Origin of the sequence: Bradyrhizobium sp. CCBAU 051011, from assembly GCF_009930815.1 — a bacterium.
Lineage (GTDB): Bacteria > Pseudomonadota > Alphaproteobacteria > Rhizobiales > Xanthobacteraceae > Bradyrhizobium.
Genome location: NZ_CP022222.1, coordinates 5,417,058 through 5,440,714 on the forward strand (window position 1 = coordinate 5,417,058; position 23,657 = coordinate 5,440,714).

23 protein-coding genes and 5 pseudogenes are annotated in these 23,657 nt (G+C 61.2%); 15 read left to right on the top strand and 13 right to left on the bottom strand.

Going from position 1 to position 23,657, the window contains the following annotated elements; genetic code table 11:
* Nucleotides 1–74: 74 nt before the first annotated feature.
* Nucleotides 75–1,319 (bottom strand): efflux RND transporter periplasmic adaptor subunit, encoded by a 1,245-nt coding sequence (locus ACH79_RS25255; RefSeq protein ID WP_161853403.1) that lies wholly within the window; start codon nucleotides 1,317–1,319, stop codon nucleotides 75–77.
* 199 nt (nucleotides 1,320–1,518) lie between these two features.
* Here ACH79_RS25255 and ACH79_RS25260 point away from each other — a divergent pair, with 199 nt between their 5' ends.
* Nucleotides 1,519–2,076, top strand: a complete 558-nt coding sequence (locus tag ACH79_RS25260; protein ID WP_161856549.1) for a TetR/AcrR family transcriptional regulator — start codon at nucleotides 1,519–1,521, stop codon at nucleotides 2,074–2,076.
* A 224-nt stretch (nucleotides 2,077–2,300) separates the two neighbouring features.
* Here the strand turns inward: ACH79_RS25260 and ACH79_RS25265 are convergent, their stop codons facing one another.
* The 7 genes from ACH79_RS25265 to ACH79_RS25295 all read right to left on the bottom strand — a co-directional run bounded on the left by ACH79_RS25265 (nucleotide 2,301) and on the right by ACH79_RS25295 (nucleotide 7,031).
* On the bottom strand, nucleotides 2,301–3,614 hold the full coding sequence (locus ACH79_RS25265; protein ID WP_246738108.1) for an MFS transporter: 1,314 nt from the start codon (nucleotides 3,612–3,614) through the stop codon (nucleotides 2,301–2,303).
* Nucleotides 3,615–3,680: 66 nt separating this feature from the next.
* The gene (locus ACH79_RS25270) at nucleotides 3,681–4,073 is read right to left on the bottom strand and encodes an ester cyclase (RefSeq protein WP_161853404.1); all 393 of its coding nucleotides are present in this window, start codon (nucleotides 4,071–4,073) and stop codon (nucleotides 3,681–3,683) included.
* A 228-nt stretch (nucleotides 4,074–4,301) separates the two neighbouring features.
* Nucleotides 4,302–4,778 (bottom strand): cupin domain-containing protein, encoded by a 477-nt coding sequence (locus ACH79_RS25275; RefSeq protein ID WP_161853405.1) that lies wholly within the window; start codon nucleotides 4,776–4,778, stop codon nucleotides 4,302–4,304.
* Nucleotides 4,779–4,826: 48 nt separating this feature from the next.
* A complete protein-coding gene (locus ACH79_RS25280) occupies nucleotides 4,827–5,615 on the bottom strand; it encodes a type 1 glutamine amidotransferase domain-containing protein (protein WP_161853406.1) in 789 nt (262 codons plus the stop codon).
* A 137-nt stretch (nucleotides 5,616–5,752) separates the two neighbouring features.
* Nucleotides 5,753–6,079: an isochorismatase family protein gene (locus tag ACH79_RS44810; RefSeq protein WP_256380270.1), complete on the bottom strand. Its 327-nt coding sequence runs from the start codon at nucleotides 6,077–6,079 to the stop codon at nucleotides 5,753–5,755.
* A complete protein-coding gene (locus tag ACH79_RS45170) occupies nucleotides 5,962–6,441 on the bottom strand; it encodes an isochorismatase family protein (RefSeq protein WP_371419272.1) in 480 nt (159 codons plus the stop codon). The genes ACH79_RS44810 and ACH79_RS45170 overlap by 118 nt, the downstream gene beginning before the upstream one ends.
* Nucleotides 6,442–6,755: 314 nt before the next feature.
* The gene (locus tag ACH79_RS25295; protein ID WP_161853409.1) at nucleotides 6,756–7,031 is read right to left on the bottom strand and encodes a hypothetical protein; all 276 of its coding nucleotides are present in this window, start codon (nucleotides 7,029–7,031) and stop codon (nucleotides 6,756–6,758) included.
* 223 nt (nucleotides 7,032–7,254) lie between these two features.
* Here ACH79_RS25295 and ACH79_RS25300 point away from each other — a divergent pair, with 223 nt between their 5' ends.
* The 5 genes from ACH79_RS25300 to ACH79_RS25320 all read left to right on the top strand — a co-directional run bounded on the left by ACH79_RS25300 (nucleotide 7,255) and on the right by ACH79_RS25320 (nucleotide 12,072).
* Nucleotides 7,255–8,028, top strand: a complete 774-nt coding sequence (locus ACH79_RS25300; RefSeq protein WP_161853410.1) for an SDR family NAD(P)-dependent oxidoreductase — start codon at nucleotides 7,255–7,257, stop codon at nucleotides 8,026–8,028.
* A gap of 174 nt (nucleotides 8,029–8,202) precedes the next feature.
* A complete protein-coding gene (locus ACH79_RS25305; protein WP_246738710.1) occupies nucleotides 8,203–9,273 on the top strand; it encodes an alkene reductase in 1,071 nt (356 codons plus the stop codon).
* 96 nt (nucleotides 9,274–9,369) lie between these two features.
* Entirely contained in the window at nucleotides 9,370–9,633 is a 264-nt protein-coding gene (locus ACH79_RS25310; protein ID WP_371419273.1) for a toprim domain-containing protein, read from the top strand.
* Between the two features lie 103 nt (nucleotides 9,634–9,736).
* Nucleotides 9,737–11,287 carry an MFS transporter gene (locus ACH79_RS25315; RefSeq protein WP_202639031.1) on the top strand — a complete coding sequence of 517 codons (1,551 nt, stop codon included), beginning with the start codon at nucleotides 9,737–9,739 and terminating at the stop codon, nucleotides 11,285–11,287.
* Between the two features lie 320 nt (nucleotides 11,288–11,607).
* Nucleotides 11,608–12,072 carry a metallophosphoesterase family protein gene (locus ACH79_RS25320; protein WP_161853412.1) on the top strand — a complete coding sequence of 155 codons (465 nt, stop codon included), beginning with the start codon at nucleotides 11,608–11,610 and terminating at the stop codon, nucleotides 12,070–12,072.
* Between the two features lie 84 nt (nucleotides 12,073–12,156).
* Here ACH79_RS25320 and ligD (ACH79_RS25325) read toward each other — a convergent pair whose 3' ends face one another.
* A complete protein-coding gene (gene ligD / locus ACH79_RS25325; RefSeq protein WP_161853413.1) occupies nucleotides 12,157–13,104 on the bottom strand; it encodes a non-homologous end-joining DNA ligase in 948 nt (315 codons plus the stop codon).
* A 144-nt stretch (nucleotides 13,105–13,248) separates the two neighbouring features.
* On the opposite strand from ligD (ACH79_RS25325), the gene ACH79_RS25330 reads away from it, so the two are divergent.
* Nucleotides 13,249–13,863 (top strand): cell envelope biogenesis protein TolA, encoded by a 615-nt coding sequence (locus tag ACH79_RS25330; protein ID WP_161853414.1) that lies wholly within the window; start codon nucleotides 13,249–13,251, stop codon nucleotides 13,861–13,863.
* Between the two features lie 215 nt (nucleotides 13,864–14,078).
* On the opposite strand, the pseudogene ligD (ACH79_RS25335) reads toward ACH79_RS25330, so the two are convergent.
* A pseudogene (gene ligD / locus ACH79_RS25335) lies at nucleotides 14,079–14,998 on the bottom strand (non-homologous end-joining DNA ligase).
* Nucleotides 14,999–15,102: 104 nt separating this feature from the next.
* Between ligD (ACH79_RS25335) and ACH79_RS25340 the strand changes: the two are divergent.
* Nucleotides 15,103–15,290, top strand: a pseudogene (locus ACH79_RS25340) (DUF3606 domain-containing protein).
* A gap of 42 nt (nucleotides 15,291–15,332) precedes the next feature.
* Here ACH79_RS25340 and ACH79_RS25345 read toward each other — a convergent pair.
* Entirely contained in the window at nucleotides 15,333–15,596 is a 264-nt protein-coding gene (locus tag ACH79_RS25345; RefSeq protein WP_161853415.1) for a hypothetical protein, read from the bottom strand.
* 829 nt (nucleotides 15,597–16,425) lie between these two features.
* Here ACH79_RS25345 and ACH79_RS25350 point away from each other — a divergent pair.
* The 3 genes and pseudogenes from ACH79_RS25350 to ACH79_RS25360 all read left to right on the top strand — a co-directional run.
* Nucleotides 16,426–16,611 (top strand): annotated as a pseudogene (locus ACH79_RS25350) (ArdC-like ssDNA-binding domain-containing protein); the annotation flags it as partial.
* Nucleotides 16,612–16,613: 2 nt separating this feature from the next.
* Nucleotides 16,614–17,045, top strand: a pseudogene (locus ACH79_RS25355) (TrbI/VirB10 family protein); the annotation flags it as partial.
* An 8-nt stretch (nucleotides 17,046–17,053) separates the two neighbouring features.
* Entirely contained in the window at nucleotides 17,054–17,293 is a 240-nt protein-coding gene (locus ACH79_RS25360; RefSeq protein WP_161853416.1) for a DUF2274 domain-containing protein, read from the top strand.
* Here the strand turns inward: ACH79_RS25360 and ACH79_RS25365 are convergent.
* A complete protein-coding gene (locus ACH79_RS25365) occupies nucleotides 17,269–18,390 on the bottom strand; it encodes a LysR family transcriptional regulator (protein WP_371419274.1) in 1,122 nt (373 codons plus the stop codon). The two genes, ACH79_RS25360 and ACH79_RS25365, sit on opposite strands and share 25 nt — an antisense overlap.
* Before the next feature lie 66 nt (nucleotides 18,391–18,456).
* On the opposite strand from ACH79_RS25365, the gene ACH79_RS25370 reads away from it, so the two are divergent.
* Together ACH79_RS25370 and ACH79_RS25375 are read left to right on the top strand one after the other, a co-directional pair.
* Nucleotides 18,457–19,266 carry a transglutaminase family protein gene (locus ACH79_RS25370; RefSeq protein WP_161853417.1) on the top strand — a complete coding sequence of 270 codons (810 nt, stop codon included), beginning with the start codon at nucleotides 18,457–18,459 and terminating at the stop codon, nucleotides 19,264–19,266.
* 443 nt (nucleotides 19,267–19,709) lie between these two features.
* On the top strand, nucleotides 19,710–20,786 hold the full coding sequence (locus ACH79_RS25375; RefSeq protein ID WP_161853418.1) for a sensor histidine kinase: 1,077 nt from the start codon (nucleotides 19,710–19,712) through the stop codon (nucleotides 20,784–20,786).
* A 123-nt stretch (nucleotides 20,787–20,909) separates the two neighbouring features.
* Here the strand turns inward: ACH79_RS25375 and ACH79_RS25380 are convergent.
* Nucleotides 20,910–21,395: pseudogene (locus ACH79_RS25380) on the bottom strand (sigma-70 family RNA polymerase sigma factor).
* A gap of 588 nt (nucleotides 21,396–21,983) precedes the next feature.
* On the opposite strand from ACH79_RS25380, the gene pstS reads away from it, so the two are divergent.
* Both pstS and ACH79_RS25390 read left to right on the top strand, forming a co-directional pair.
* The gene (gene pstS, locus ACH79_RS25385; RefSeq protein WP_161856552.1) at nucleotides 21,984–22,994 is read left to right on the top strand and encodes a phosphate ABC transporter substrate-binding protein PstS; all 1,011 of its coding nucleotides are present in this window, start codon (nucleotides 21,984–21,986) and stop codon (nucleotides 22,992–22,994) included.
* A 391-nt stretch (nucleotides 22,995–23,385) separates the two neighbouring features.
* Complete coding sequence (locus tag ACH79_RS25390; RefSeq protein ID WP_161853419.1) at nucleotides 23,386–23,595, top strand: cold-shock protein; 210 nt, start codon at nucleotides 23,386–23,388, stop codon at nucleotides 23,593–23,595.
* Nucleotides 23,596–23,657: the final 62 nt, after the last annotated feature.

The following is a 23,657-nucleotide window of genomic DNA, read 5'->3' on the forward strand; positions in this document are numbered from 1 at the left end:
CCGTCTTGGAGGGGCTCGGGACGACGCCGAGACTGTCTTTCCTCATGCAGCCTGATATCGGCTGCATCGCGGCCTCATTCGGTCGCGGTCTTGTTCCACGCGACCTTGGACGGCGCAACGCGCGGGTCGACGACCGAGCCGGGACGAGCCGCCGGGATACCGTCGACAATGACCCTGTCAGTGGGAGCGAGACCCGAGCGGACGACGCGCAGGCCGTCGCGCAGGTCACCGAGCTCTACGGGCTTCGGCACGACGACGTTCTTGTCGCTGACGGTAAGGACGATATGCGACGACTGATCCGCAAGAACCGAAGCGTCGGGCACGAGGAGCGCGGGGGCCGGAGCGGTCAAGCCGATGCGAACACGGGCAAACTGTCCGGGTGCCAGGAAGAGATCGGGGTTCTTGAATGTCGCGCGAGCATGAATCGTGCCGCTCGAGCGATTGACCGTGTTGTCGAGGAAGTTGAGTGCGCCCTGGTAGCCATAGCTGGTTTCATCGCTCAGCGATGCCTCGGCCTTGTTGTCGAGCGGGCCGGCTTGCTTCTGGCGCTGCCGCTGGAAGGTCAGGTAGTCCTGCTCGCTCATGTCGAAGTCGAGGTAGATCGGGTCGAGCGAGACGAGCGTCGCGAGCAGCGTCGTCGGGCTCGTGGCGGCGCGGCTGCCGGCAATCAGGCCGCCTACTGAGACCTGCCGGGCGCCGATGCGGCCCGTGAAGGGCGCCGTCACCTTGGTGTATTCGAGATCGAGCTGTGCGTCGCGGATGCGCGATTGAGCGTCGTCGATCGCGGCTTGGGCGGCCTGCTGCTCTGAAACGCGCTGGTCGAAGATTTCCCGAGTCGAGTTGCCGGTCTTGAGTAGAGCTTGCGTCCGCTCCAGCTGGTTGGTCGCGAGCCTGTGACGCGACTTGGCAGATTCGAGCGCGGCATTCGCCTGGCCGAGCTTGATCTCATAGGGCCGAGGGTCGACGACAAACAAGAGGTCGCCCTTATGGACAATCTGCCCGTCTTCAAAGTGGATCTCGGAGAGCGTGCCGCCGACCTGGGCGCGCAGCTCGACCCGATTGATGGCCGAGAACTGACCGATCGCTCCGAGGCGCGCTTCGACGTCGCGCTGCAAGGGGTTGATGACGGTCACGGCCGCTAGTGGAGCCGCGGGGGGCACCGAGGCATGGGAGGCCTCCTGGCTGAAATATGCAAACCCGCCCACGCCACCGGCGATGAGCAGAGCGAGAAGCGGGAGCTGCCAGCGCAACATCTTGCGATGGCTGGATTTATTGGTCGCTGCGCTGTCGACCGGGGCTTTCAGAAGATTGTCGCTCATGGTGTGCCTGCCGTGTTTCGAGGGATATTCGAAAGGGTCTTTATTTTTGGAGTAACTGCTCCTATAATCATCAATACGGCGAGAGGCCAAACCAAGTCAAGCGAATTTTGGAGTAAGGGCACCAAAAATGTCAGAGCCACAAAAACGCGGCCGCGGTCGGCCGTCGACATTCGACCGCCCATTAGTATTGCGCGAGGCGATGAAGCTGTTTTGGGACAATGGCTACGAGGGCACGACCTTCGAGGAGCTCATCTCCAAGATGAGCATCAGCCCGTCGACCTTTTATAACTCGTTCGGCAGCAAGGAGCGCCTCTACCGCGAGGCGACCGAGAACTTCATGGATTATGCCCAGAACTGGATCCAGGGCGCGCTGTCAGAGGAAGGTGCGACGACGCGCGAAGCCTTTGCGCATCTCCTGGAGTCGGCTGCGGAGCAGTTCACCCGCGAGGACTTGCCGCGCGGTTGCATGGTTTCGCTGTCGGGGACGCATCAGGCGCCCGACCTCGTGCCGATCCGCGACATGATGGTCGAGTATCGCGCGGCGTCCGAGGTCTACCTCGCCGACCGGATCCGAAAGGGAATCCGTGACGGCGACATGCCGAGCACGATCGATGTCGATGCGCTTGCCGCCTTTATCCACGCGATCGTTCGCGGAATGGCCGTTCAGGCCCGGGATGGAGCAAGCCGCGCGAAGCTTGAGAACATCGGCCGGGTTGCGATGGAAGCCTGGCCAGAAGCGAGCAAAGTGGCTGAGTGACACGATTTCGGAGCTGGTCTGCGCGCGACGGCCGTCGCGTGCCGTGCTCCCTCAGGCCACGCGCCAGGCGCGAAAGGCCCTTTCAAGGTCGATGCTTCGAGAGGCAGAGAAGAACGGTCGTGCGCGTAACGTGCGACGCAGCCGGGCATGCGCTGGCGACAACAGCTGGTGCGCCCTGACCGAGATCGTGGGCAGATACGTCGCTGCCCGTCTGGTTGACGCTGCTAGTCGATGGCCGCGTGCGGCGGCGAGGCGCGCCCTGCGCCTAAGAGATAAGCGACAATCGCCGCGACCTGAATCGCAACCGATGCGACGAATATGATCTGGTCAGACCAAAGTTCGCGGAAGAGACCGAACACGGCGGGAGCGATGGCATAAGCGCCCTGCGAGATGGCGACGATCAACGCCACAGCCCGGGCAGCGTCTCCCTTGGTAAATTCGAGATTGGCGATCACCGGCGGAACAGAGATGGCATTACCGACCCCAAGGCCGAAGAGCACGACACCGAACACGAGGAGGGCCGGACTGCTTCCGTGCGCGAGGAGAAACACGCCGCATCCCAGCGCTTGCGCAACAAGGCTGTATGACGCGATAGCGCGCCAGTTCGAGGTGCCCGATGCGCGCCAGCCGACGGCGACGCGGCCGACGACGGCCGCCACGCCAGACGCGCCAGCGGCAAGCCCAGCGCCTTGCCTTCCGAGCGTGGGCGCGAGCACCGAGACGAGGTGCGCCACCAGCCCGGTTTGCGCGAACAGGGCCAGGGTCATTCCGATGCATAGCGTGAGAAAGGCGCGATCGCGGAAAAGGCGGAGGCGGGCAGGCGGGGCGGCCGTTTCAGCGGGCGCGCCGGCGAAAAGAACCGCAGCGGTGAAGGGGCCGCCGTCGGGGGCCTGGTTCAGGCCCTCCGGTGTTCGCGTCAGCACGAAGACTGCCAACGCGCCGAGAGTGGCGAGCATCGCCGCACTAACCACCAGTGCCGCGGCCGGGAAGCCGATCCTGTCGATCAAGGCGACCCAGAAGGGCGAGAAGATTACGCCTCCGACGCTGCCACCGTTGAATGCCACGCCTAGCGCCAAAGGACGTTTGGCGGCAAACCAGGGGGAGACGATGGCGTTGACGGCGACCGCGCCGAGGACGGACCATCCGATACCGGACAAGAACGCCGCCGCGTAGAGCTGCCACGGCGCGTTCGCCAGGGCCCAGCCCAGAACGCCGATCGCCATGACGACACCGCCAGCGACGGTGACGATCGGCAGTCCGAAGCGCCGATAAAGGCCGGGCAGGTTCGGGATGAGGGCGAGGCCGACCAGGAAATGCAGGGTCACGGCGCCTGAGATGAGCGCGATCGGCCAGCCTCGCGATTGGCGCACGACCTCGAGATAGACGGGCGGGCCGTAGAAGCCGGTGCCCCAGCCGAACACCGCGACGGTGAAAGCTGCGGCGACGACCCGCCAGCCGAAGAAGCCAGGCGTAGCGCTGATCGCGTCGACCACCGCCTCCACCGGCGGGTTGGTCAGATTTGTGTTGCGATTGGCCACGATGATATCTCCTGCGCGTCCGCACCCACGCGTTGCGGGCCGCCGTAGCGGCCCTCGACCGGGGCGTCAGAACATCGTGTTGTCGTTCTTCGACGCGTCGGGGATGGGGGCGAGGACGTCCCAGTGCTCGACGAGCTTGCCGTCTGCGACACGGAAGATATCGACGCCGACATCGCCATTCGGGCCGATGAGGCCGGTCCAGTGGGCGTGAACGGCGACGATGTCGCCGTCGGCGATGACGCGGCGAATGTCGCCCTTGGCGTTCGGGAAGGTCTTCAGGAAGAAGTTGATGTAGGCGCGCAGGCCCTCGACGCCGTCCTCGGCGGCCGGGGTGTGCTGGATGTAGGTGTCGCCGACATAGCGGGCGATGGCGCCATCGACGTCGCCGTCGAAATGGGCCTCCTTGTAGAAGGCCAGAACGGTCTTCTTGTTCTGTTCGGAGATACTTTCGGTCGTCATGGTGATGTCCAATCGTGTGTCGTCGACGGCGCGTGCCGTCGCGGATGAAGGGTTTCTATGCGTGGGTGACCCGGCGGGCGGGCGGCAGCGCGATGGCCTGGCCGGGCCGCTGTCACGGCGGGACGCTCGTCACGCGGCGCGCTGCTGCGGGGGATTTGCAACGCGCCGCGAGGAGAACGGCTGCTCGACGATCCGCCGAGAGACGTTCGACAGGGGTGCGATTATCGCCTATTCCGTCTTGGGTGGGATCTGCGCGTCGAACTTGTTTTGCTGGACGATGTAGATCTGGCACGGCTCCTTGGAAACGCACGCGGTCGTGTGAGCCTCCTTGCCGCGCTGATACCAGTACGAACCCGGTCCCAGCTTCACCTGCTTCTGGCCCGGCTGGTAGTTCTCCAGCTGACCTTTGATGACGACCGCATAGTAGTCGTAGGTATGGGTATGGAGCTTGCTCACAAACCCCGGATCGAAGCGGAAGAACGCGCCGTGAGCGCCCTGCGTGACGTTACCCCAGACGTTCGAAACCTGGATGCCGGTCTCGGGGTTCACGCCCCTCGCGCCGGTGTCGGTGAAGGAATAGTGGCTCGCCGGATTGGTGACCGACGTACCGCCGTTGGCCGGAGGAAAGGACGCGTCCTGCGCCTGCGAGGAGGTCGTGAAAGCAAATAGTGCGAGGCCTGCTACCGCGAGTGATCGGAACTTCATGTTACTTCGCCTTTGTGTTGCTCTGCTGGTGACGGTGACGAGGCGGCCTCAGGCCGCCTTCTTGAGGGCCTCGATGAACTTCGCGGCGAGCTCGTGGTCCGACATCGGGTTCTGAGCGGTAATCAACTCGCGGTCGACAACGACGAACGAGGTGAAGTTGTCGGCGTTGGCGACCTTGGCGCCCGCTGCTCCGAGCGCGTCGGGCATGTTGAAGATCAGCTTCTTGTGGAAGACGTTATCTTCGGCATATTCCTCCTCGCTGCGCGAGAAGACGGTCATGCGATAGCCGGCATACTGCCAGCCCTTGCCCAGCTCGCGCGCCTTCACCTCGTTGCCGTCGATCAGGGCCGCGCGGAATTCGCGTGCCTTGTCGAGCGCGGCAAGAACGCTGATCGGGCCGTGGCAGATCGCGGCGGTGGGCTTGTTGGCACCGTGGAAGTAGCGAAGCACTTCGCCCGCGTCGGGGTCCTGCATCACGTCCACGATGGGCGCGTGGCCACCCGGGAAGAAGACGCCGGCGAACCGATCAAGTCCGGCATCGATCACCGAGCGGATCGTCCGGACGTCGTTCATGGCAGGATCGTTGTTGAAGAAATTGCGAGCCTTGGTGCGGGCCTCGTTGTCCTGCGCGAAGTAGATCAGCGCATCCGAGTCCTTGTCCATGTGCGGCTTCTCGCCGGTCGGGGTGGCGAGGACGAAATCGTAGCCGGCGGCCACGAGCGTCATCAGCGGGACGGCGGTTTCGTTCAGGAATTGGCCGATCGTGATCGTGCCGCCGCCCTTTGCCTCAAGCTCGGTCCCGTTCGAACCGATGACGAGTATAGTGCCCTTACTCATTTGAATCTCCTGTGATCGAAAAGTTGGTTGTGCTTGCTTGCGGGTGATGCTGAGTGGACGCGCAACTCAAAGTCTCGGCGGCGCGCCATGTTCGATGGTCGTTTCTTTGGCGACGGCCTGCGCGGGCCGCGTCGATTTCAGGCGGTCGCCTTGGCCGCCTCGGCCATCCGGCGCACGGTCTCTTCTGTGGTCCACACCGCGTTTGCCATGAAGCGCCAGTTGATCATGGCGGCGTCCAGGCCAGAGCCTTCCTCGTTCGCCGCTGCGGCGACGGCGTCGCGGACCATCACGGTCTCAAAGCCGTCTCGAATGAGGTTGCGCATGTGATCTTCGAGGCAGAGGTTCGCTACGGGACCGGCCATGATGACGGTCTCGATCTTCCTTCGACGCAGCATATAGGCGAGGTCGTTCGTGGGCGCGTAGGTGACATGGCGCGACACGACCGTTGTATTCTCGTCTTCCATGTATTGCTTAAACCGGTCGGGAATGTCGGCGCCGCCGCCGGGGACATCGTGGGCGTGAAGCGGGCTCTCGCGCGCGACGACCCCCCGTGGAGCGCAAGGTCTTCCATCGGGCTCAGGCGGGTCTTGCCTTTGTGATCGTGCGGAAAGAAGTAATGAGGCGACATGAACACCGGATAACCGTGATCCTTGGCAGCCCGAAGCAAGGCTTCCAGGTTGGCATTCACGTTGTTCTTCTTCATCAGCTCCTCGATCATGACGAAATATTTGCCGCCGTCAGTGAGGAAGTCGTTCTGGATATCGACAAGCACGAGCGCGGTCCGATCGCCGCTGATCTCCATATTGACCTTGTGTTGGAACAACATTTGAAAGCTCCTTGCGATTTGGCGAGCGCTGACTGCGCAGCGTATGGTCTGTAAAGACAGTTGACGCTATCTATCGATAGATAGATAATGGAGCTACATCGCGGAGTCAAGCTCTATCTATCGATAGACCGACGACGTGTTGGTTGACTGAAAGTGGGTACCTGGTCGCGCCGCTCGCTTTGCCGTCACGGTCGCCTCACCTCTATCGGTAGATGGAGCTTTCGCAGACCTGCGCCAGTCAGCGTCGAACAAATCAACGCCTCGCCATTGACTGCCGTCGGCGAGGCGGAAGGACCCGCCCGCTCAAGACGCTCTCAGCTTGTACCCTTGGCGTCGAGATCTTCCAATCGCACTCTCGCAAGACGATCCTTGGCAGCGGTGAAGACGAGGTCGATCACCTTGCTGTCGTGGCCAAGCCTGAAGCACTCGACGACGACGCCAACCAGGACGCTTTCGCAGATCACGAGAAGGTCCGAATAGGAGCCGCCCGCCGCTTTGGTCTCGTTGATGATCTGTGCGACCACCTGCCGAGCGACCCGATTGTGCAGCTCGGTCGCCGCCGCAGCGGACAAGTCAGAATTCATGGTCATTTCGGCATCCCTCTCGCATCGTCGAGGCAACTGCGCGTAATGGCGGCGGCTGTGGTGCACGAACCGACCGCTCTGTTTGACCCAGGCCGCCGCGCGCCAACCGCTCGCATTATATTTCTGTTCCTCTCTATCGATAGATAGAACTTGACGACGAAGATTTCCAGCGATTAATCTCGGCGACCCCAATTGATCTATCGATAGGTAGATTTTCAGGAGAGTTTTCATGCGCTTTCAGGATAAGGTCGCGATCGTCACAGGTGGTAGCTCGGGCATCGGCAAGGAGGTTGCGACCCGGTTCGTCGCAGAGGGCGGGTCCGTCGTGGTCAACGGCCGCGACGCCAGGAAATCAGCAATCGCCGCTCAGGAAATTGACCCGAGCGGTAAGCGTGCCGTCGTCCACGCTGGTGATATCGCGCTCCCCGGCACCGGCGAAGACATGGTGAAGGTCGCGCTCGAACGCTTTGGGCGACTCGATGTCCTGTTCAACAATGCCGGCATCTTCGGCCCCAAGCCGTTCCTCGAGCTCACCGAAGTCGAATACGACCGCTTCATCGACACGATCCTGAAGGGCAAGTTCTTCGCTGCGCAGGCCGCCGCGAAGGCGATGAAGGACGCCGGCCATGGTGGTGCGATCGTGCAGACGGGCTCGATGTGGGGCCTCCAGGCGATCGGCGCCACGCCGTCCTCCGCGTACTCCGCCGCGAACGGCGGCGTCCATGCGCTCGTCAAGAACCTCGCGATCGAGCTTGCGCCCTACAAGATCCGCGTGAACGCGATCGCGCCGGGGGTGATCGAAACGCCGGTCTACAACACCTTCCTGACGCCGGAGCAGGTCAAGGCTGTCCTGCCGACCTTCAATGCGATGCATCCGCTCGGACGCAACGGCCAGCCGGCTGACGCAGCCGAAGCCCTCCTCTTCCTCGCTTCTGACCAGGCGAGCTTCATCACCGGCGTCATCCTTCCGGTCGACGGCGGCATCATGGCCGGCCGGCAGTGACCCGCACCCCCAACCGCCCAAGGCCAATGCGTCCCGCGCGGGACGCAGCACTTCAACTCGCGCCCATGGCGCGCAGCCTCAATACGACGGAGAATTCCGATGGATAACCATGCCGAAAAGACGCTATTTACGCCCGTGCAGGTCGGACCGCTCACGCTGAAGCATCGCGTGGTCATGCCGCCGATGAGCCGGCTGCGCGCGCAGCCGGGAACCGGCATCCCGAGCGACCTGCAGCTTGAATATTACACGCAGCGTGCATCGAACGGCGGCTTGATCATCACCGAGGCGACGGCGATCGCACCGTCTGCGCGCGGCTATTATCACGCGCCCGGCCTCTACACGGACGAGCAGATCGCGGGTTGGAGGCGCATCACCGATGCGGTTCACGCGAAGGGCGCCTATTTCTTCACGCAGCTTTGGCACGCCGGCCGCACCACGCACATCTCGATCACGGGCTCGGAGCCCGTCACCGCTTCGGTCGATCCAGCTTATTGGGCTGATACGAGCATCACCGTGGACACGCCCGACGGCTTCGAGCCGACGTCGCCGCACCGTGCGCTCGAGACGGCGGAGATCGCCACGATCCTGGAGCAGTATCGCAGCGCCGCGCAGAACGCGAAGGCCGCCGGCTTCGACGGTGTCGAGCTCATGGCTGCGAACGGACACCTGGTCGACCAGTTCCTGCAAGACAACACGAACAAACGCACCGACCAGTATGGCGGCTCGATCGAGAACCGGACGCGGTTTCTGGCCGAGGTCGCCCAAACGCTGGCTGACGTCTGGGGCGCCGATCGCGTCGGTGTCCGGCTCGCGCCGAGCGGCACGTTCAACGGCATGGGCGACAGCGACCCACGAGCCCTGTTCCGCCACGTTGCAGAGCGGCTCAACGACTTCGGCCTTGCCTACCTGCATCTCATCGAGCCGCGCGTGAAGGGCGGTGAAACAATCGCCGAGGCGCAGGCGCCTGTCGCCGCGCAGGAACTGAGCAAGATCTTCCGGGGACCGGTGATCGCCGTGGGCGGATTCAACCCGGAGACGGCCGAGGCGAGCGTCGCCAACGGCGATGCCAGCCTGATCGCCTTCGGGCGGCACTTCATCGCCAATCCCGACCTGCCGAAGCGCATCAAACTCGGACTGCCGCTCAACCCCTACGACCGCAGCACGTTCTATGGCTACACCGGTCGTGGTTACACCGACTATCCGTTCTACGAGGCCACGGTGCCCGATCCGCTTCCCGCGGCCTGAGATAATCCGCAACTGCCCTGCCGGATGCATCCCGGCAGGGCTCTGTCGCTGTCAGGTGGCGGTGTCAGGAATCCGTGCGGCGGTTCGGACAGTATTTTGTTTCCGGCGCGAGCTTCACGCCGTATCTCCCGCAACCGACGAGAGGCGCTTCACCGGATCGTAGCGCGAGGCCATGTCCGCCTCGTCGCCGCGACCGACAACAATCGGCAAGGCGATGTCTATGCCGAGCGCATCCAGGCGATCGCGGCCGAGGCCGGGCTGGCTACATCCGATCGCGGCCACGCGGCGACGGACTGGAACGAGGATCTGAAAGCGTTGCCGGCGAGATTTTCCCGTCCCCAACTCGTCGCGTTCGCGTGAGAGCTCGCTTTCAATCCGAATATTGACGGCCGCCTTTGCTTGACTGGGCACGGCCGCGTGTTATGCTGAACCTATCGATAGATAGATAACGATCGGACGCGACGTGCCCACAGGTGCAGGTAATGGCGTCGGCGCGGCGACGCCGGCGCCAGGGGACGAGACACTTCCGCCGCCGGCGACAGCGCGGTTTTCGGGCCGCAAGCTGCGCATGTTGCTGTGCTGCGCCGGCGCGCCGTTCCTCATCATGCTCGACACCAACATCGTCGCGGTCTCGCTGCCGTCGATCGCGCGCGACCTCAAGGGCGGCTTCACCGACGTCGAATGGGTGGTGAGCGCCTACATCCTTCCCTTTGCCGCGCTCTTGATGCCCGCCGGCGCGCTCGCCGATCGACTCGGACGCCGGCGCATGCTGATCCTCGGATTGTCGATCTTCACCTTCGCCTCTTTCCTGTGTGGCGCGGCGCCCGATCTGCTCACGCTCAATGCAGCGCGCGCGTGGCAGGCGGTCGGCGCCGCCCTGCAGCTCACATCCTCGCTCGCTGTCGTCGCCCAGGGTTTCGAGGCGCATGAGCGCGCCAGGGTCTACGCGATCTGGGGCACCGTTATGGGTATGGCGCCCCCTCTCGGGCCGATCGTCGGTGGCCTGGTCACGTCCTATCTCGGATGGCGATGGGCGTTCTACATCAACCTGCCCTTGAGTGCGGGGCTGATCGCACTCGCCCTCACCTCGGTCGGTGAGTCCCGCGACCCTAAGGCCTCAGGCCTGGATTATCTCGGCATCGTGCTCTTCGGCGCCGGCCTGTTCAGCGTGGTGTGGGCGCTCATCGACGCCAACAGCGTGGGCTGGGAGAGCCCGCGCACGATGCTGCGCCTCGTCGTCGGCGCGATCCTGCTGGTCGCCTTCGTCTTCGCCGAACGCCGGCATCAGCGCCCGATGATCGACCTGTCGATCTTTCGCGATCCGACCGTTGTCGGCGCCGCGGTCGCGATGCTCGGTTATGCAGCGGCTGCTCAGGTCATGATGACGATCCTGCCGCTCTATCTGCAGGATGCCTTCGTTCTTTCGCCGGCGATCGCCGGCCTTGCCATGACGCCCTTCGCCCTGCCGCTGCTGATCGGTCCGAGCATCGGCGGCAGGCTTGCAGCAAGCATGTCGAGCCGAGCGATCCTGTGTTTCGGCCTCGGCCTGGTCGCGATCGGCATGTTCATAACCGGGTCGGGCGCTGGGCTGCTGAACAGCGAGACGGCGAAAGCGCAACGAGCGCGCCGGCATGGCCTCGGGCCTTGCCAGCACGACGCGGTTCATCGGCATCATCACCGGCGTCGCCGGTCTCGGCGCGGTCCTCGCCGGCGTTGCGGAAGCCAACCTGCGCAACCTCGGGACATCCCTTGTGCCCGACCACGCGGTCGACTGGCACGATCTCAGCCTGCGCATCGTCGGTGGCGACGCGCAAGGCGCGTTGGCCGCGCTGCCGGCTCCCATCCAGAACGCCCTCGCCGGCGCCGTGCATGCCAGCGTGGGCGCCGGTTTCGGTGCGGCGCTTATCGTCGCGGCGTTCATCGCCGTCCTTTCAAGCCTGGCGAGCTGGCGGCTGATCCGGACCGCCGGAAACAGCCCGTCCTAAAGCGCCCTTGTCGAACTTCGGTCGGGTAGCGCGGCAGTCGACGTGTTCGGGTTGCCGAGGAGCTCGGCCACAGCGCTTCGATTGGTCCACTCCAACCGCTCGGGGAGATCCGACAGCGAGGAGGGAAGCGCGTCATCGCATCCGCCGGCGAGGGCCATTTTGACCCGGCGGCGCTGACCAGCAATACCTTCGATATCGAATGGCCGCGCCGAAGCGGTCGACGGCAGAGCTTTCCCGAAGTAGACCGCGCGGAATGGTTCGATATCGAGTTCGCGCGGACTAAGATGCTGTCCGCTCAGGTAGAACTTCTCGATCGTCTTTTGGCGATCGCGGCTGAGAGCGACGAAAAATGATGTTCAGGATTGGAATCATTTCAGACACGCACGGCCTGTTGAGGCCCGAGGCGGAACGAAGCCTGACGGGCGTCGATCACATTATTCATGCCGGCGACATCGGGCGCCCCGAGATCGTCGACGCGCTTCGCCGGATCGCGCCTGTCACCGCCATCCGTGGAAACGTGGACGATGGCGAGTGGGCTCGCGAATACCCCGACACGAACCTTGTGCGCTTGGCGGGAAAGTCGATCTACGTTCTGCACGACCTGAAGACGCTGCAGGCCGATGCCCGCGCCGGCATCGACGTCATCGTTTCCGGACATTCCCACGTACCGAAGATCGACACGGTCGGCGGCATCCTTTACCTCAATCCCGGCAGCGCGGGACGGCGACGCTTCAAGCTGCCGATCACGCTTGCGACGCTCGAAATCACGCCTGGGGGCATGCTACCGAATATCCACGACCTTGGAGGGGACTGAACACACGACCGCGGAGGGAATTCTCAGCGGAAGAGGTGAAGGCGTTAATTCGTTCCGTTTGCCAGTTACGCCCGAAGGGAAGCGCTATTTGCGCGGACGTTCTCGCTCGTGCACGACATCCTTCGCCCGCTTGTCGGACCTGAGCCCGAGGTAGACGGGTTGGCGCAGTTCGCCCTTGCCCGTCCACTCCGCGAATTTGACCTCGGCAACCAGCGAGGGCTTTACCCAGGTCGTGGCGGCCTCGTCCTTCACTTTGGCAGGGAAGGGTGATTTAGGAACCGTCAGCCTCACGAGCTTGGCATGGAGGTCTTCCAGGACCTTGTGGCTGAAGCCAGTGCCTACATGTCCGATGTAGCGCCATGCGTCGTCTTCCCGCACGGCGAGGACCAGGGCGCCGAAGAACGGCCTGGTGCGCCTGGGCGCCGTGAAGCCGGCGATCACCACTTCCTGTCGCTTTGCCGTCTTGATCTTCAGCCAATCCGGGGTCCGGCTTCCGGACGTATACGCGCTGTCGGCGCGCTTCGCCATGACGCCTTCCAAACCCTTCCGCTCTGCCTCGGCAAAGAATTTGGTACCATCCCCTTTGCGGTGAGCGCTGAAGGCGACCAGCTTGTCGCGCGGTAGAATCGCCTTCAGTCGTTTCTTGCGTTCGAGGAGAGGCTGCTTGCGCAAGTCCACTGCGTTCTTAAACATGAGATCGAAGGCGCAATACAGGAGCTTCGCTTCATGGCGCAGCGCATTTTGGAGCAGCTGGAAATGCGAGACGCCGTCCTTTCCGATCGCGACGAGCTCGCCGTCGATCACGGCGTCGCCCTTCACGCCCTCCAGCGCTTTGGCGACCTCGATATAGCTGCGGCTGATGATCTTGCCATTGCGGCTGTAGAGCGCAACCTTGCCCCGCCGGATTTCCGCGATCATCCGGAAGCCGTCGTACTTGTCCTCGAAAACCCAGCCGGGATCGTCGAACGGCGCGTCGGTGAGCGTAGCGAGCATCGGCTGCAGGCGCTTGGGCAGGGTCGACGTCCGGCTCATTCGAAGCCAATCCTTTTAAGAGCGCGTTGCGAAATGCATGGACGTCCTTCAAGGATTAGGGAACGCTTCGAGGCCGCGTCGTGTTCCGCAGGCTCCGTGGCGTGCGTGACGTTGACGATCGATCGAGGAGGGCGGATCAGGCCGATGGTCAGAAAACTGAAAACCTATCAGACCTCGCTGGGCTTTTTCGATCAGGCGATCGCCGCGCCATCCATGAAGGCGGCTCTGGAGGCGTGGGGCGCCGACAGTAATCTCTTCCACCAGGGCGCGGCAAAGGAGAGCCACGATCCGGATGTCGTCGCCGCGACCATGGCAAAGCCCGGCGTCGTTCTCAGGCGCCCGGTTGGAACCGACCGGCCCTTTAGTGAGCATGCCGAGCTCTCCACCGATCTTGGCGGTACGGGGGCAACGAAAGCCGCCCGCAAGTCGAAAGGTCCTAGGCCGAAAGGGCCTTCGTCTCGCCCCGTCGACAAGGCGGCGGAACGAAAGGCGGCTCTCGCCTACGAACGAGAGCAGAAGCGTGTCGAGCGTGAACGGGCGAAGGAAGAGGCCACCAGGCAGAAGGACCGTGAACGGCGTCAGCAGGCCATCGACAAGGCGCAGGCTGCGTTGGATAAGGCCGAGCAGGAGCACGGGAAGCGGGCCGCCGTCATCCAGGCCGAGGTCGAGGCTCTCGAGAAGAGATTGCAAGCCGAAAAAGCCCGCTGGGATAAGGAGAAGGAGCGATTGGAAGCTGCGCTGCGGCGCGCGCGAGGTTAAGTCTTTGGCCGTACCAACGGGTGCAGGCCAGCGGTCCCCTTCAAGCGTTCATCGTTCGGGATCTAGCACGCGTGCTGCAGCTTGGTTCAACGCGGCCCGGTCACGTCGGTTCTCAGGAGTGAGCTCCATGACTGCCTGATGTAGCTCGGCCGGAATCGTGAGCGGACTTTCCGACGGCTTGTCCGCCCACCGCCAGAACCGATCGAAGGCATCCATCACAAGTCCTCCCGCAGGCCCCGGAAGAACGGGTGCCGGACCTTTCCCTCAGCCGACTTCGCGCGATACTCGATCTCGGCCAGAAGCTTGGGTTCAACCCAGATGCCCTTGTGGCCGATGCGCTTGGCATAGGGCTGGGTCCTTCGGATGAGGGGTTTAAGCCGCTTCTGCAGATCGGCGGCCGAGACCTTGTCGAAGCCGTGGTCGACCTTGCCGGCGTAGACCAGATCGTCGCCCTTGCGCCGGCCGACGTAGAGCCCGTCCCACTTCGTACCATCGAGCGCGAAACCGGCAATGGTCAGCGTTTCTCGCTGCGCGCAGGTCTTCTTGACCCAGTCGTTCGTGCGTCCTGTCGGATAGGCGCTGCCCCTAGCCTTTGATACGACGCCTTCGAGGCCGAGCTTGCAGGCGTGTGCGAACATCTCCCGGCCGTCGATCTCGAAACTTTCGCTGAACTGGATATCGGTGCCGTCTAAGATCTTCTTCAATTCGGCCTTGCGCTGAAAGAGCGGTAGCTTTCGGAGATCGCGGCCGTTCAGATAGAGCAGATCGAACGCCACAAGCATGATGGTCGTCGACTTGCCCTTAAGCTCGTTCTGCAAGACCGAGAAGTCGGTCGTGCCGTCGGCGGCCGGTACCACGATCTCGCCGTCCACCACGGCCGAGTTCGCCTTGATCCGCCAGGCGTCATGGGCAACCTTCTTGAAGCGATGCGTCCAATCATGGCCGCGCCGGGTGAAGATCTTCGCAGCCTCGTTGGCTAGATGGACCTGAACACGTAGCCGTCGAACTTGATTTCGTGAATCCAGCGATCGCCGGACGGCACCCGCCCGATCGAGGATGCCAGGGCCGGCTCGACGAAGTCGGGCAGGGCCGCCTTAACGCCGATCACCTCATTCTTTCGACCCTGAAACGCCAATGAAGAACTCCACGCAACGACGATTCAAAGTGACAGACTAGGAATCGTTCCGGAACTGCTGAATCCTTGTTGCGTTGCCTCTACGCCATGAACAGGAGGAACCCATGGCGGTAGCGAAGAAGACGAAGACGGCGCGCGGGCGAAAACAGGACCGAGCGAGGGTGGCCGGCGGGCAGGACTAGAAGTGCGATATGAGGCGAAGAAGACCGGAAAGGCAGCGGCGGCGGTGAAAAAGGCCGTCAAGAAGGTCGGCAACGCGCGCAAGCGCGTGGAGAAACGGCTGGGCCGCTGAGTCGCAGGGCCGGGCTGGCGTCGATGTTCGGCGCCGGCCCTTCTAGTCAGGGGGGCATTCTGGGCAGGTATCACCGATCGAATCCAGCACGTCGCGAACCTCTGCCGCCGCTTCATTAGGGGAGATGCCAGCTGGCGGGTCTCGACGGGCGATATCGAGGGCCCGCTCCCGCGCATGCGAATCGGTGCGATCCTGCATCCAACCGTGTTCCTCGCACTCGCGGATGGCGCCCTCTTCCTGGAGCACGTGGATCGCCCATCCGCGCAGCGACCGTATCGCCGGCCTTCGTGCATTCGTCATCAGCATTGTAATAGCTCCTGATACGACGAATCTTTATGTCCGCCATTCGTTCCCCTGCTAACACAAGGCTGGGATTCGTAATGGCGGGAGCTCAAGCTTTGGAGTGCAGTGCGCGCCCGCGAACTACCCGCTTCAGGTCACGCGCTTGGAGTGGCTAGCCGACTGAAGGCCGCATTTGCGATCCGGGACGGCGCCACGGCAGTTGAAGAGGCTGTGAAAACGTTCCCAATGCTTCAGATTCGAATCTTTGACGCGCAGACCAAAGCTCGCGAGGAGGTCCCAGATTCCCTGAACTTAGTTCCTGGCTTTCGTTGGTGCGCGTGCGGCAACGGCCGCACCGGGCTCGGTGAACCGAGCCGCAGGGCGTCTCGGCCATACGGCTTCGATCCCTCGCGCGATCATGAGTCGCTCGCCGGTGGCACTCGCCTTCGGGTCCCGCCGTCATTTCATTCCGGCGTCGCTATCACTGCCCCTCTGCGGGTGCCTTCTTAACCGGTCTCGCGACTGCAGTCGGTCCCGCGTCCCGCCGCGGTTCTCGCGTCGGCGCTATGCTGACGCTCCTGCGGCGGCCTCTTTCTGCTGCCTGCGCTTCGCTCCGGCGCTATTTAGCGACTCCCTGCAAGACCGGGCTGTCGGCTGCGCTGAAGCCCCGCTTCGCAGGTCTTGACCCTTCGGGCTTCCGTCCCTGACGCAAAGACCGCCGCGCGGTCGAGAATCCCGCTTCCCAAAGTGTACGCGGCGTCACGGTCGCTAAGAGTGAGAGTGCGGGCCGGGTCTGCCGCGACGGGTTGAAGATCGGAGGAGAGGCTTCCGGCGCCCGTCGCGGAGAACCGCGATGTCCAAACACACCGCCCGAGTTCGTGCCGGCAACGACCGCGCGAGCCTTTACACCGAAATCACCGACAAGATCATCGCCGAGCTGGAGGCCGGCCGTATCCCGTGGGTGCAGCCATGGGGGACGGCGGCGATCAAGGCGCCGCTCGCGATGCCGCGCAACGGTGCGACGCAGCGCAGATATTCCGTCCGCAGGGAGCGCGACTCATCGGAATCTACGACAGCCAGGTCGCCTACGGCCAGTCGCGCACCCTCTTGGTCTGGACACGCTTGATTATGCCGAACGGCCGATCGATCATCCTTGAGCGCCAGCCGGGGGCCGACACAGCGGGATATGCTGGGCTTCAGGACGAGGTCGATCATCATTGGGGCGAGCTATTCAAGGCGGCGCTGCTGTCAACCTTGCTTAGCGTCGGGGCCGAACTCGGCGCTCGCGCCGGAAACGGTGACAGTGCCGTCCTCCAGGCGCTTCGCCGTGGGGCAGGGGACTCTATTAATCAGACCGGCCAACAGATCGTTCGGCGTAACCTCAGCATGCAGCCTACCCTGACTATTCGACCGGGTTTCCCGGTGCGAGTGATCGTCAATCGCGACCTGGTCCTTGAACCGTACAAAGTGTGAGGGAAGAAATGGCCAAGTTAAAGCTCGGCGCCATTGCCGATGCCAAGCCTGTCAAGCTACTGTGGATTTGCCAGCAAATTGTTCATCGGGACCTCGCCGTTTACGCCGACCTGCTCGCCCGTGAGACCGGACAGTCGATACCGGATCCAGCAAAGCTGGTCGCGCCGATGCTGGCGCGGTTCATGGCGACCGATCGAGCTTTTGCGAAAGCGCGCCGCAAGAGTCAGCCTGCGCAGGGCAAGGGATAGCGTTCGCTCAACAGTTTGAGAAAATTTGCGAGCGCCGGATTATCGTTATCCTTGCGCCAGTGCGCTGAATAGTGAACTTGGCTTGGCCCTGTGCCGTCACGTACCTCTCGATAGGTGAGGCCAGCAAAATTGACGCCGATGTCGGATTCTGCGACCAGGCTGACACCCAAGCCTATGGTGATGAGGGTCTTGATGATGCCTCTACTAACGTCATGTCGCTCGATTTTGGGACGATCTGCTGTCGAAACGAGCTTTGCCATCAAGAGATCTTCGAGTTCTCGTCCCGGATCATACTGGCTGAGAAGAACTGTCTCATTCCGGAGATCGGTCCAGTAGATCGATTTCTTGGTAGCTAGTTGATGACCCTCTGGCAGGGCAACCAAAATGCGTTCGCTCCACAGCGGCACGACCTTACTTTCAAAAAGAGGCCCCGCATCCGTTGCGATGACAACATCAATTGCACCATTGCATAATGCGGTCACCAAGCGCATCCGGGATCTTTCAACCATGCGAAGTTCGACCTGCGGGCACCGCTGCCTGAAATCAACCAACGTCGCCCGCAAGTTGCCGGCGGACAGAGACGTATAAAAACCCACAGCCAGCCTACCGGCCTCTCCGCGGCCGTCGTAGCGCGCGGACGTAACGAGCGCATCCATTTGTTCGAGGATAGATCGCGCCGTTCGGAGGAAGTTTCGTCCAGCCGTCGTCGTACATACGCCGCCACTCGATCGCTCGAACACGGTCACGCCAATGGATTCTTCGAGTTGGCGAATGCAACGGCTCAGCGTCGACTGCCGCATAAGCAGGACCTCGGCAGCCCGGCGAAAGCTTCCGTATTCCGCGGAAATTACTGCGTATCGGAGCTGCTGGAGGGCGACGGTCGATGATTGATTGCGAAGAGACAGGTACTTATATTCTGGTTCGTTGATCATCTTGATCGTCTGATGCTTTTGAAAAGGCAAGAGCACCGACAAAATATCCAGAATGGGGTGATTTTCAGCGGCTGGTTGTGTTCTTTCTTGGGCGTTGTCATTTGGCGCCGTGGTGCCGGCCTTTAGCGCTGGGGGACGTTGGAGCCCGCGCGTTCCTGCGTCCACGAGCATACCGTAAGCATCACGGTGCGGAAGCCAACGAGCCGATTTAATTGCGATTGGAGGACTCAGGTGAAGATTCGGGTCGGCTATGAAATAATCTACGACTTTCCGCAGCCCACACCCATGATCATGGTACTGGGTGCACATTTTACTCGCGCCTCGGATGTTATCGTACCCGATTATCTAACAACTGACCCCTCAGTTGCGATCGTCCCATACCGTGATGGCTTCGGTAATTGGTGCAGCCGCATCGTTGCTCCAACTGGTCGGATACGCCTGGCGGCTGACGGCATAATTCGCGACACAGGCTTGCCGGACATCATTGTGCCCTCGGCTTCCCAACACGCGGTCCAGGACTTGCCGGCAGAGACGATCGTATATCTCCTTGGCAGTCGCTATTGCGAAACCGACCAGCTGTCCGATGTCGCCTGGAAGCTCTTTGAGAAGGAGCCGCCCGGATGGAGGCGCATTCAAGCGATCTGCGATTTTGTTCACAATCACATTCAATTTGGCTATGAGCACGCGCGTGCAACCAAGACGGCACAGGATGTCTTCAACGAGGGCAAGGGCGTTTGTCGCGACTACGCACATCTGGCCATTACATTCTGCCGCTGCATGAACGTTCCGGCAAGATACTGCACCGGCTATCTAGGCGACATCGGCATGCCACCGCCATATGCCCCAGGCGATTTCGCTGGTTGGTTCGAAGCTTACATTGGCGGGCGTTGGTACACGTTCGATCCGCGTAACAACATCCCACGAATTGGACGTATATTGATTGCTCAAGGGCGTGACGCTGCTGACGTCCCGATTACCCAGACGTTTGGACCCAATACCCTGGTCAGTTTTAAGGTGTGGACCGATGAGATTACGTCCTAGCGCCCCGCCGATGAAGAGGCCTTTGTAACGGGATCGATTTTCTGCTGGAGCTGGTGCAGTACTGCCCATCAAAGAGCTAGTTGATCTGAATCAAAACGTCCCTTGCGCAATTTAACTACGGTATCGCACATACCGCAATGGTGATCTCTGCCTCGTAAGGTATCCGCGGGGAGTGCCATGAAGAAGCGGTGCCGCTTTAAGCAGACAAAGTCCCTCGACGAGCGCCTTGCCGAAGAGGTGAAGCGGTTGCGTGAGGCAGCCAAAATGGCTTCCGACAGGCGCGAAGCGCCAGGAACTGATACGTAAAGCCCGGCAGGCCGAAATCGGCCTGAACATAAGCGAATGGCTACGAAGACCGGGTCTCCAGCCGGCGGATTAGCTCTCCTACTTGGCCCCGGGGTGGAATACCGGGTTCACCACGACTGTTGCTTTTGGAGTAGACCATGAGTGACGCACCCACGTCTCGGCAACAAACTTTTGTTCAAGCAGCGGCATTTCAACGGCCCCAAGATTGCCCACGCGCATTTTGCATTGCGATTGAGGCGGGGCAGAAGGAAATCGAAAGGCTAAATCACACAGAAGCCCAATTACGCGACGCTCTCGCGCGCGAACAAGTGCTGTTAGATCAGAAAGAGGAATTAATTAAGCACAAAGATCTTATGGGCCGTGAGTCTGACCATAGACTGATGAACGGCCTTCAAATGGTTGCAAGCTTGCTTTCATTGCAAAGCCGTGAAACGCGGAACGCGAAGGCAGCCGAGCAATTAAAAATCGCCGCAAATCGCGTCGCCACAATAGGCAGCGTACATAAACGTCTTCACGCTCTTGATCACGTCGGAAGTGTCGAGCTTAAAAACTATCTTGAGAACCTCTGCCACGACCTGAGCGGGATCCTTCCGGGCGAGCATCGCGAGCGTAATCTTACAGTTGAAGGGATTGCGCTGGAAGTGCCGACCACGATCGGAGTACCGCTGGCATACATTGTCAGTGAGCTTGTTACGAACTCCGCCAAACATGCCCATGGAAAGATTACAGTAAGGCTGGGCATGAATGCGGGAGGCTACGAACTTTCGGTCTCTGACGATGGTCCCGGCTTTCCGAGAGGGTTTGATCCAACGAAATCGAACGGTCTCGGGATGAAGATCGTTTCATCTCTGGTCAATCAAATTGGTGGTCAGGCGATTTGGGGCGCAAATCCTCCTGGGCAAGGCGCGCGTTTCGCCGTGCGGTTCGCGCTCGACCCGCGCGCAATCGGGGCGGCTACGATTCCTGTTCCGGAACGCGTTTCATCTGGCTTGGGTGGTAAAGAGATGACTGCATCTCTAAACACGCGGCCTATGTGTCCGGTATGTAAGCACCGGATGGCATTGGCGCGCATATCTCCGGGCAAACGTGGATTCGAGGAGCGCACTTTTGAATGCTCGACCTGCGAACGCACGGAAGTTGTATCTTTCGCCGTGGATCCAATGAAGACGGATGCGGTCGGCTGGCGGGCAGGCGAGGTAAAGCCGCCGCACTAATTTGGCAGCTTCGTGTCACTGCCACTGGCCTGGTTCATCGCTCCCATGATGATCTCATTCAAGCGCGCCAAAACCACTGATCCGCTCAAGTGCAATCCGTGCGCGAGGATGCCCCGAACTCCGCTATTGATTCGGTGTTTTGAATTGGGTGTTTTCGAGTAACAAGAGCTGCGAAAGCCGAGAGCGAGCGCGGTTCACCCGGCTCTTAATCGTCCCGACGGCGCAGTGGCAAACTTTTGCTGCCTCTTGATACGAATATCCGGACACACCAACCAACGTTAGCGCTTCGCGCTGATCGATCGGGAGCTTTGCGAGCGCATCACGGAGTTCCTGGAATTCTAGATGGCTGATTTGACTGGGTTGTGATTCCAGCTTTTCGGCAAAGCTGCCGTCGACGTCTTCGACTTCCCGCCGTTGCTTACGATATTCCGACCTAAAATGATTGCGTAGAATCGTAAAAAGCTACGCCGACATGTTTGTGCCTGGCTGAAACGAGTCAATGTGAGAAAGCGCGCGCAGTAGGGTCTCCTGCACCAGGTCGTCGGCCCGGTCGATATTTCGGCACAATGAAATTGCGAAAGCACGAAGGCTCGGGACCGCAGCGAGCATTAAATCGCGGGATGCAGACACCGGACTTGCAATGACGTAGCCTCGTTGGCTGACCTCCTGAATCAAGGAAACGGGTTGCCGGATACACAAGGCGTGTGTTGGTTGAATTGCTACGAGGCGGATTGCGGGCAACTCCGCAGAACCGGTCGAACTACGGCAATCATCGAGTATACTCCAGGTGCGCTTATTCGGCGGACACCGCGCCTTTTGGCAAGTTAGTGGATTGAGTTATGATATGGGGATGCCGTCCCCGAATTGCCATGCATGATTTCAAGCACGCTGGAGACATGCGATGTGACCGCTCGACAAGTTCGTACTGATAACCGGCGATGAGATCGGGCGTAAGCCAGAACGCCACAGTATGTTAATTCGGTCTAGCTCTCAGGGAAGTTCACGTTACATCATAGACCATTGTGGCGTCGGCAGCGGATTGGACCGCCGAGTTCAAACGATACCCGCGAGTTTCATGGACGGTGGCGCTACCTATAACAGGTTGATGCAAATCAATGTTGCCCTTTCAAATTTCCGATCTGATTTCAGTGCCTCGAACGGATTGAAGTCCGCGGCTGTCAGAGATGGAGCCTAGTGATGAATTTCGTGAAAACGCTCCTCGGTGCCAGCTTCGTTGCCGCAGCAACGTCGGCGCTCGCGGCCAACGTCACCGGTGCAGGCGCCACGTTCCCGTTTCCGCTGTATTCCAAATGGGCTGACGCCTATCACAAGGAGACCGGAAACAATCTGAACTACCAGTCGATCGGCTCGGGCGGTGGCATTAAGCAGGTCCAGGCCAAGACCATTACATTTGGCGCCACCGACATGCCACTAAAGGTCGAGCAGCTCGAGAAGGATGGGTTGATCCAATGGCCGATGGTGATGGGGGCAATCGTTCCCGTGGTCAATCTCGAGTCTGTAGAGCCTGGTGAGCTTGTATTCGACGGTGAAGCGCTGGCCAACATCTATCTCGGCAAAGTCACCAAGTGGAACGATCCGGCGATCAAAAAGCTCAATCCTAATGTGAAGTTGCCGAACGAAGCGATCACTGTTGTGCGCCGTTCTGATGGCTCGGGCACGACCTTCAATTTCACCAACTACCTGTCCAAGGTTAGCGCGGACTGGAAATCCAAGGTCGGGGAGGGCACCGCGGTTGAGTGGCCGGTCGGCGTCGGCGCTAAGGGTAACGAAGGCGTCTCCGGGAACGTGGGCCAGACGAAGAATTCGATCGGCTATGTGGAGTACGCCTATGCCAAGCAGAACAAGATGACCTATAGCGCGATGGTCAATAAGGCTGGCGCGATCGTGCAGCCGAACATGGAGTCCTTCCAAGCTGCTGCCTCGAATGCCAACTGGGCCAACGCCCCGGGGTATTATCTCGTCCTCACTGATCAGCCTGGAGAGAAATCGTGGCCCGTTACCGCATCGACCTTCATCGTGATGCGCAAGGAACCGCCTGACAAAACCGCCTCCGCGGAGGCCATCAAGTTCTTCAGATGGGCATTCGCGAAGGGCTCCAAGACGGCCGAGGAACTCGACTACATTCCGATGCCTGACGCCGTGATAAAGCTAATCGAGAAGACTTGGTCGGCCGATATCAAGAGATGAGTCTAATCGTTTTCTGCCCCAAACGCGTCGGCTACCGTCCATTCATGAAGTCGAATTGAACGCATAACCCGCGGACCCGTCGGCGAAACGGATGGAGTTGCGGGTAAGAATCCTGGAGCCTTCGTTGAAGACGTTTCTCGCAAGCACAGGGCGCCGTTCCCCGACGGCATCACTGAGATGGCGTCGATAGTGCATTGGGAGGCCGTCCCTCGCCAAGGCCACTTGCGGAACGAACGAGCAATAGCCATCTAAGGTTTATCGAGTTTCGGCCGAACGACTTGGCCTCGCCGCCTAAAGCGCGCCTGACTGACGACCCTCCCTCCAGATCTCGAACTAGCTTGCTGCGCCCTTGAGCGCGGCTCCAAACACCTATCCTAAAGGACGATCACCCATGAATACGGGAACTGTGAAGTGGTTTAACGGTCAGAAAGGCTTCGGCTTCATTCAGCCAGACCAAGGAAGCCAAGATGTCTTCGTTCATATCAGCGCGGTTGAACACGCTGGCATGAGCACCCTCGACGAGGGACAGAAGGTTTCTTTCGACGTCGTTGCAGACCGCCGGACCGGCAAGTCTGCCGCAGAGAATCTGCGGGCGGCGTAAGCTCGCAATCGATGCCATGCTGTGCTTTGACCACGGATGTACTGGCAGAGCCTTTGGTTTCG

Bases quoted from the DNA above. Each gene is read 5' to 3' on its own strand.
- ACH79_RS25260 (WP_161856549.1), top strand. From the start codon at position 1,519: ATGAAGCTGTTTTGGGACAATGGCTACGAGGGCACGACCTTCGAGGAG.
- pstS (WP_161856552.1), top strand. From the start codon at position 21,984: ATGAATTTCGTGAAAACGCTCCTCGGTGCCAGCTTCGTTGCCGCAGCA.
- ACH79_RS25300 (WP_161853410.1), top strand. From the start codon at position 7,255: ATGCGCTTTCAGGATAAGGTCGCGATCGTCACAGGTGGTAGCTCGGGC.
- ACH79_RS45170 (WP_371419272.1), bottom strand. From the start codon at position 6,441: ATGTTGTTCCAACACAAGGTCAATATGGAGATCAGCGGCGATCGGACC.
- ACH79_RS25275 (WP_161853405.1), bottom strand. From the start codon at position 4,778: ATGAAGTTCCGATCACTCGCGGTAGCAGGCCTCGCACTATTTGCTTTC.
- ACH79_RS25345 (WP_161853415.1), bottom strand. From the start codon at position 15,596: ATGCTGATGACGAATGCACGAAGGCCGGCGATACGGTCGCTGCGCGGA.
- ACH79_RS25295 (WP_161853409.1), bottom strand. From the start codon at position 7,031: ATGACCATGAATTCTGACTTGTCCGCTGCGGCGGCGACCGAGCTGCAC.
- ligD (WP_161853413.1), bottom strand. From the start codon at position 13,104: ATGAGCCGGACGTCGACCCTGCCCAAGCGCCTGCAGCCGATGCTCGCT.
- ACH79_RS25330 (WP_161853414.1), top strand. From the start codon at position 13,249: ATGGTCAGAAAACTGAAAACCTATCAGACCTCGCTGGGCTTTTTCGAT.
- ACH79_RS25270 (WP_161853404.1), bottom strand. From the start codon at position 4,073: ATGACGACCGAAAGTATCTCCGAACAGAACAAGAAGACCGTTCTGGCC.
- ACH79_RS25375 (WP_161853418.1), top strand. From the start codon at position 19,710: ATGAGTGACGCACCCACGTCTCGGCAACAAACTTTTGTTCAAGCAGCG.
- ACH79_RS25320 (WP_161853412.1), top strand. From the start codon at position 11,608: ATGATGTTCAGGATTGGAATCATTTCAGACACGCACGGCCTGTTGAGG.
- ACH79_RS25360 (WP_161853416.1), top strand. From the start codon at position 17,054: ATGGCCAAGTTAAAGCTCGGCGCCATTGCCGATGCCAAGCCTGTCAAG.
- ACH79_RS25255 (WP_161853403.1), bottom strand. From the start codon at position 1,319: ATGAGCGACAATCTTCTGAAAGCCCCGGTCGACAGCGCAGCGACCAAT.
- ACH79_RS25390 (WP_161853419.1), top strand. From the start codon at position 23,386: ATGAATACGGGAACTGTGAAGTGGTTTAACGGTCAGAAAGGCTTCGGC.
- ACH79_RS25305 (WP_246738710.1), top strand. From the start codon at position 8,203: ATGCCGCCGATGAGCCGGCTGCGCGCGCAGCCGGGAACCGGCATCCCG.
- ACH79_RS44810 (WP_256380270.1), bottom strand. From the start codon at position 6,079: ATGGAAGACGAGAATACAACGGTCGTGTCGCGCCATGTCACCTACGCG.
- ACH79_RS25280 (WP_161853406.1), bottom strand. From the start codon at position 5,615: ATGAGTAAGGGCACTATACTCGTCATCGGTTCGAACGGGACCGAGCTT.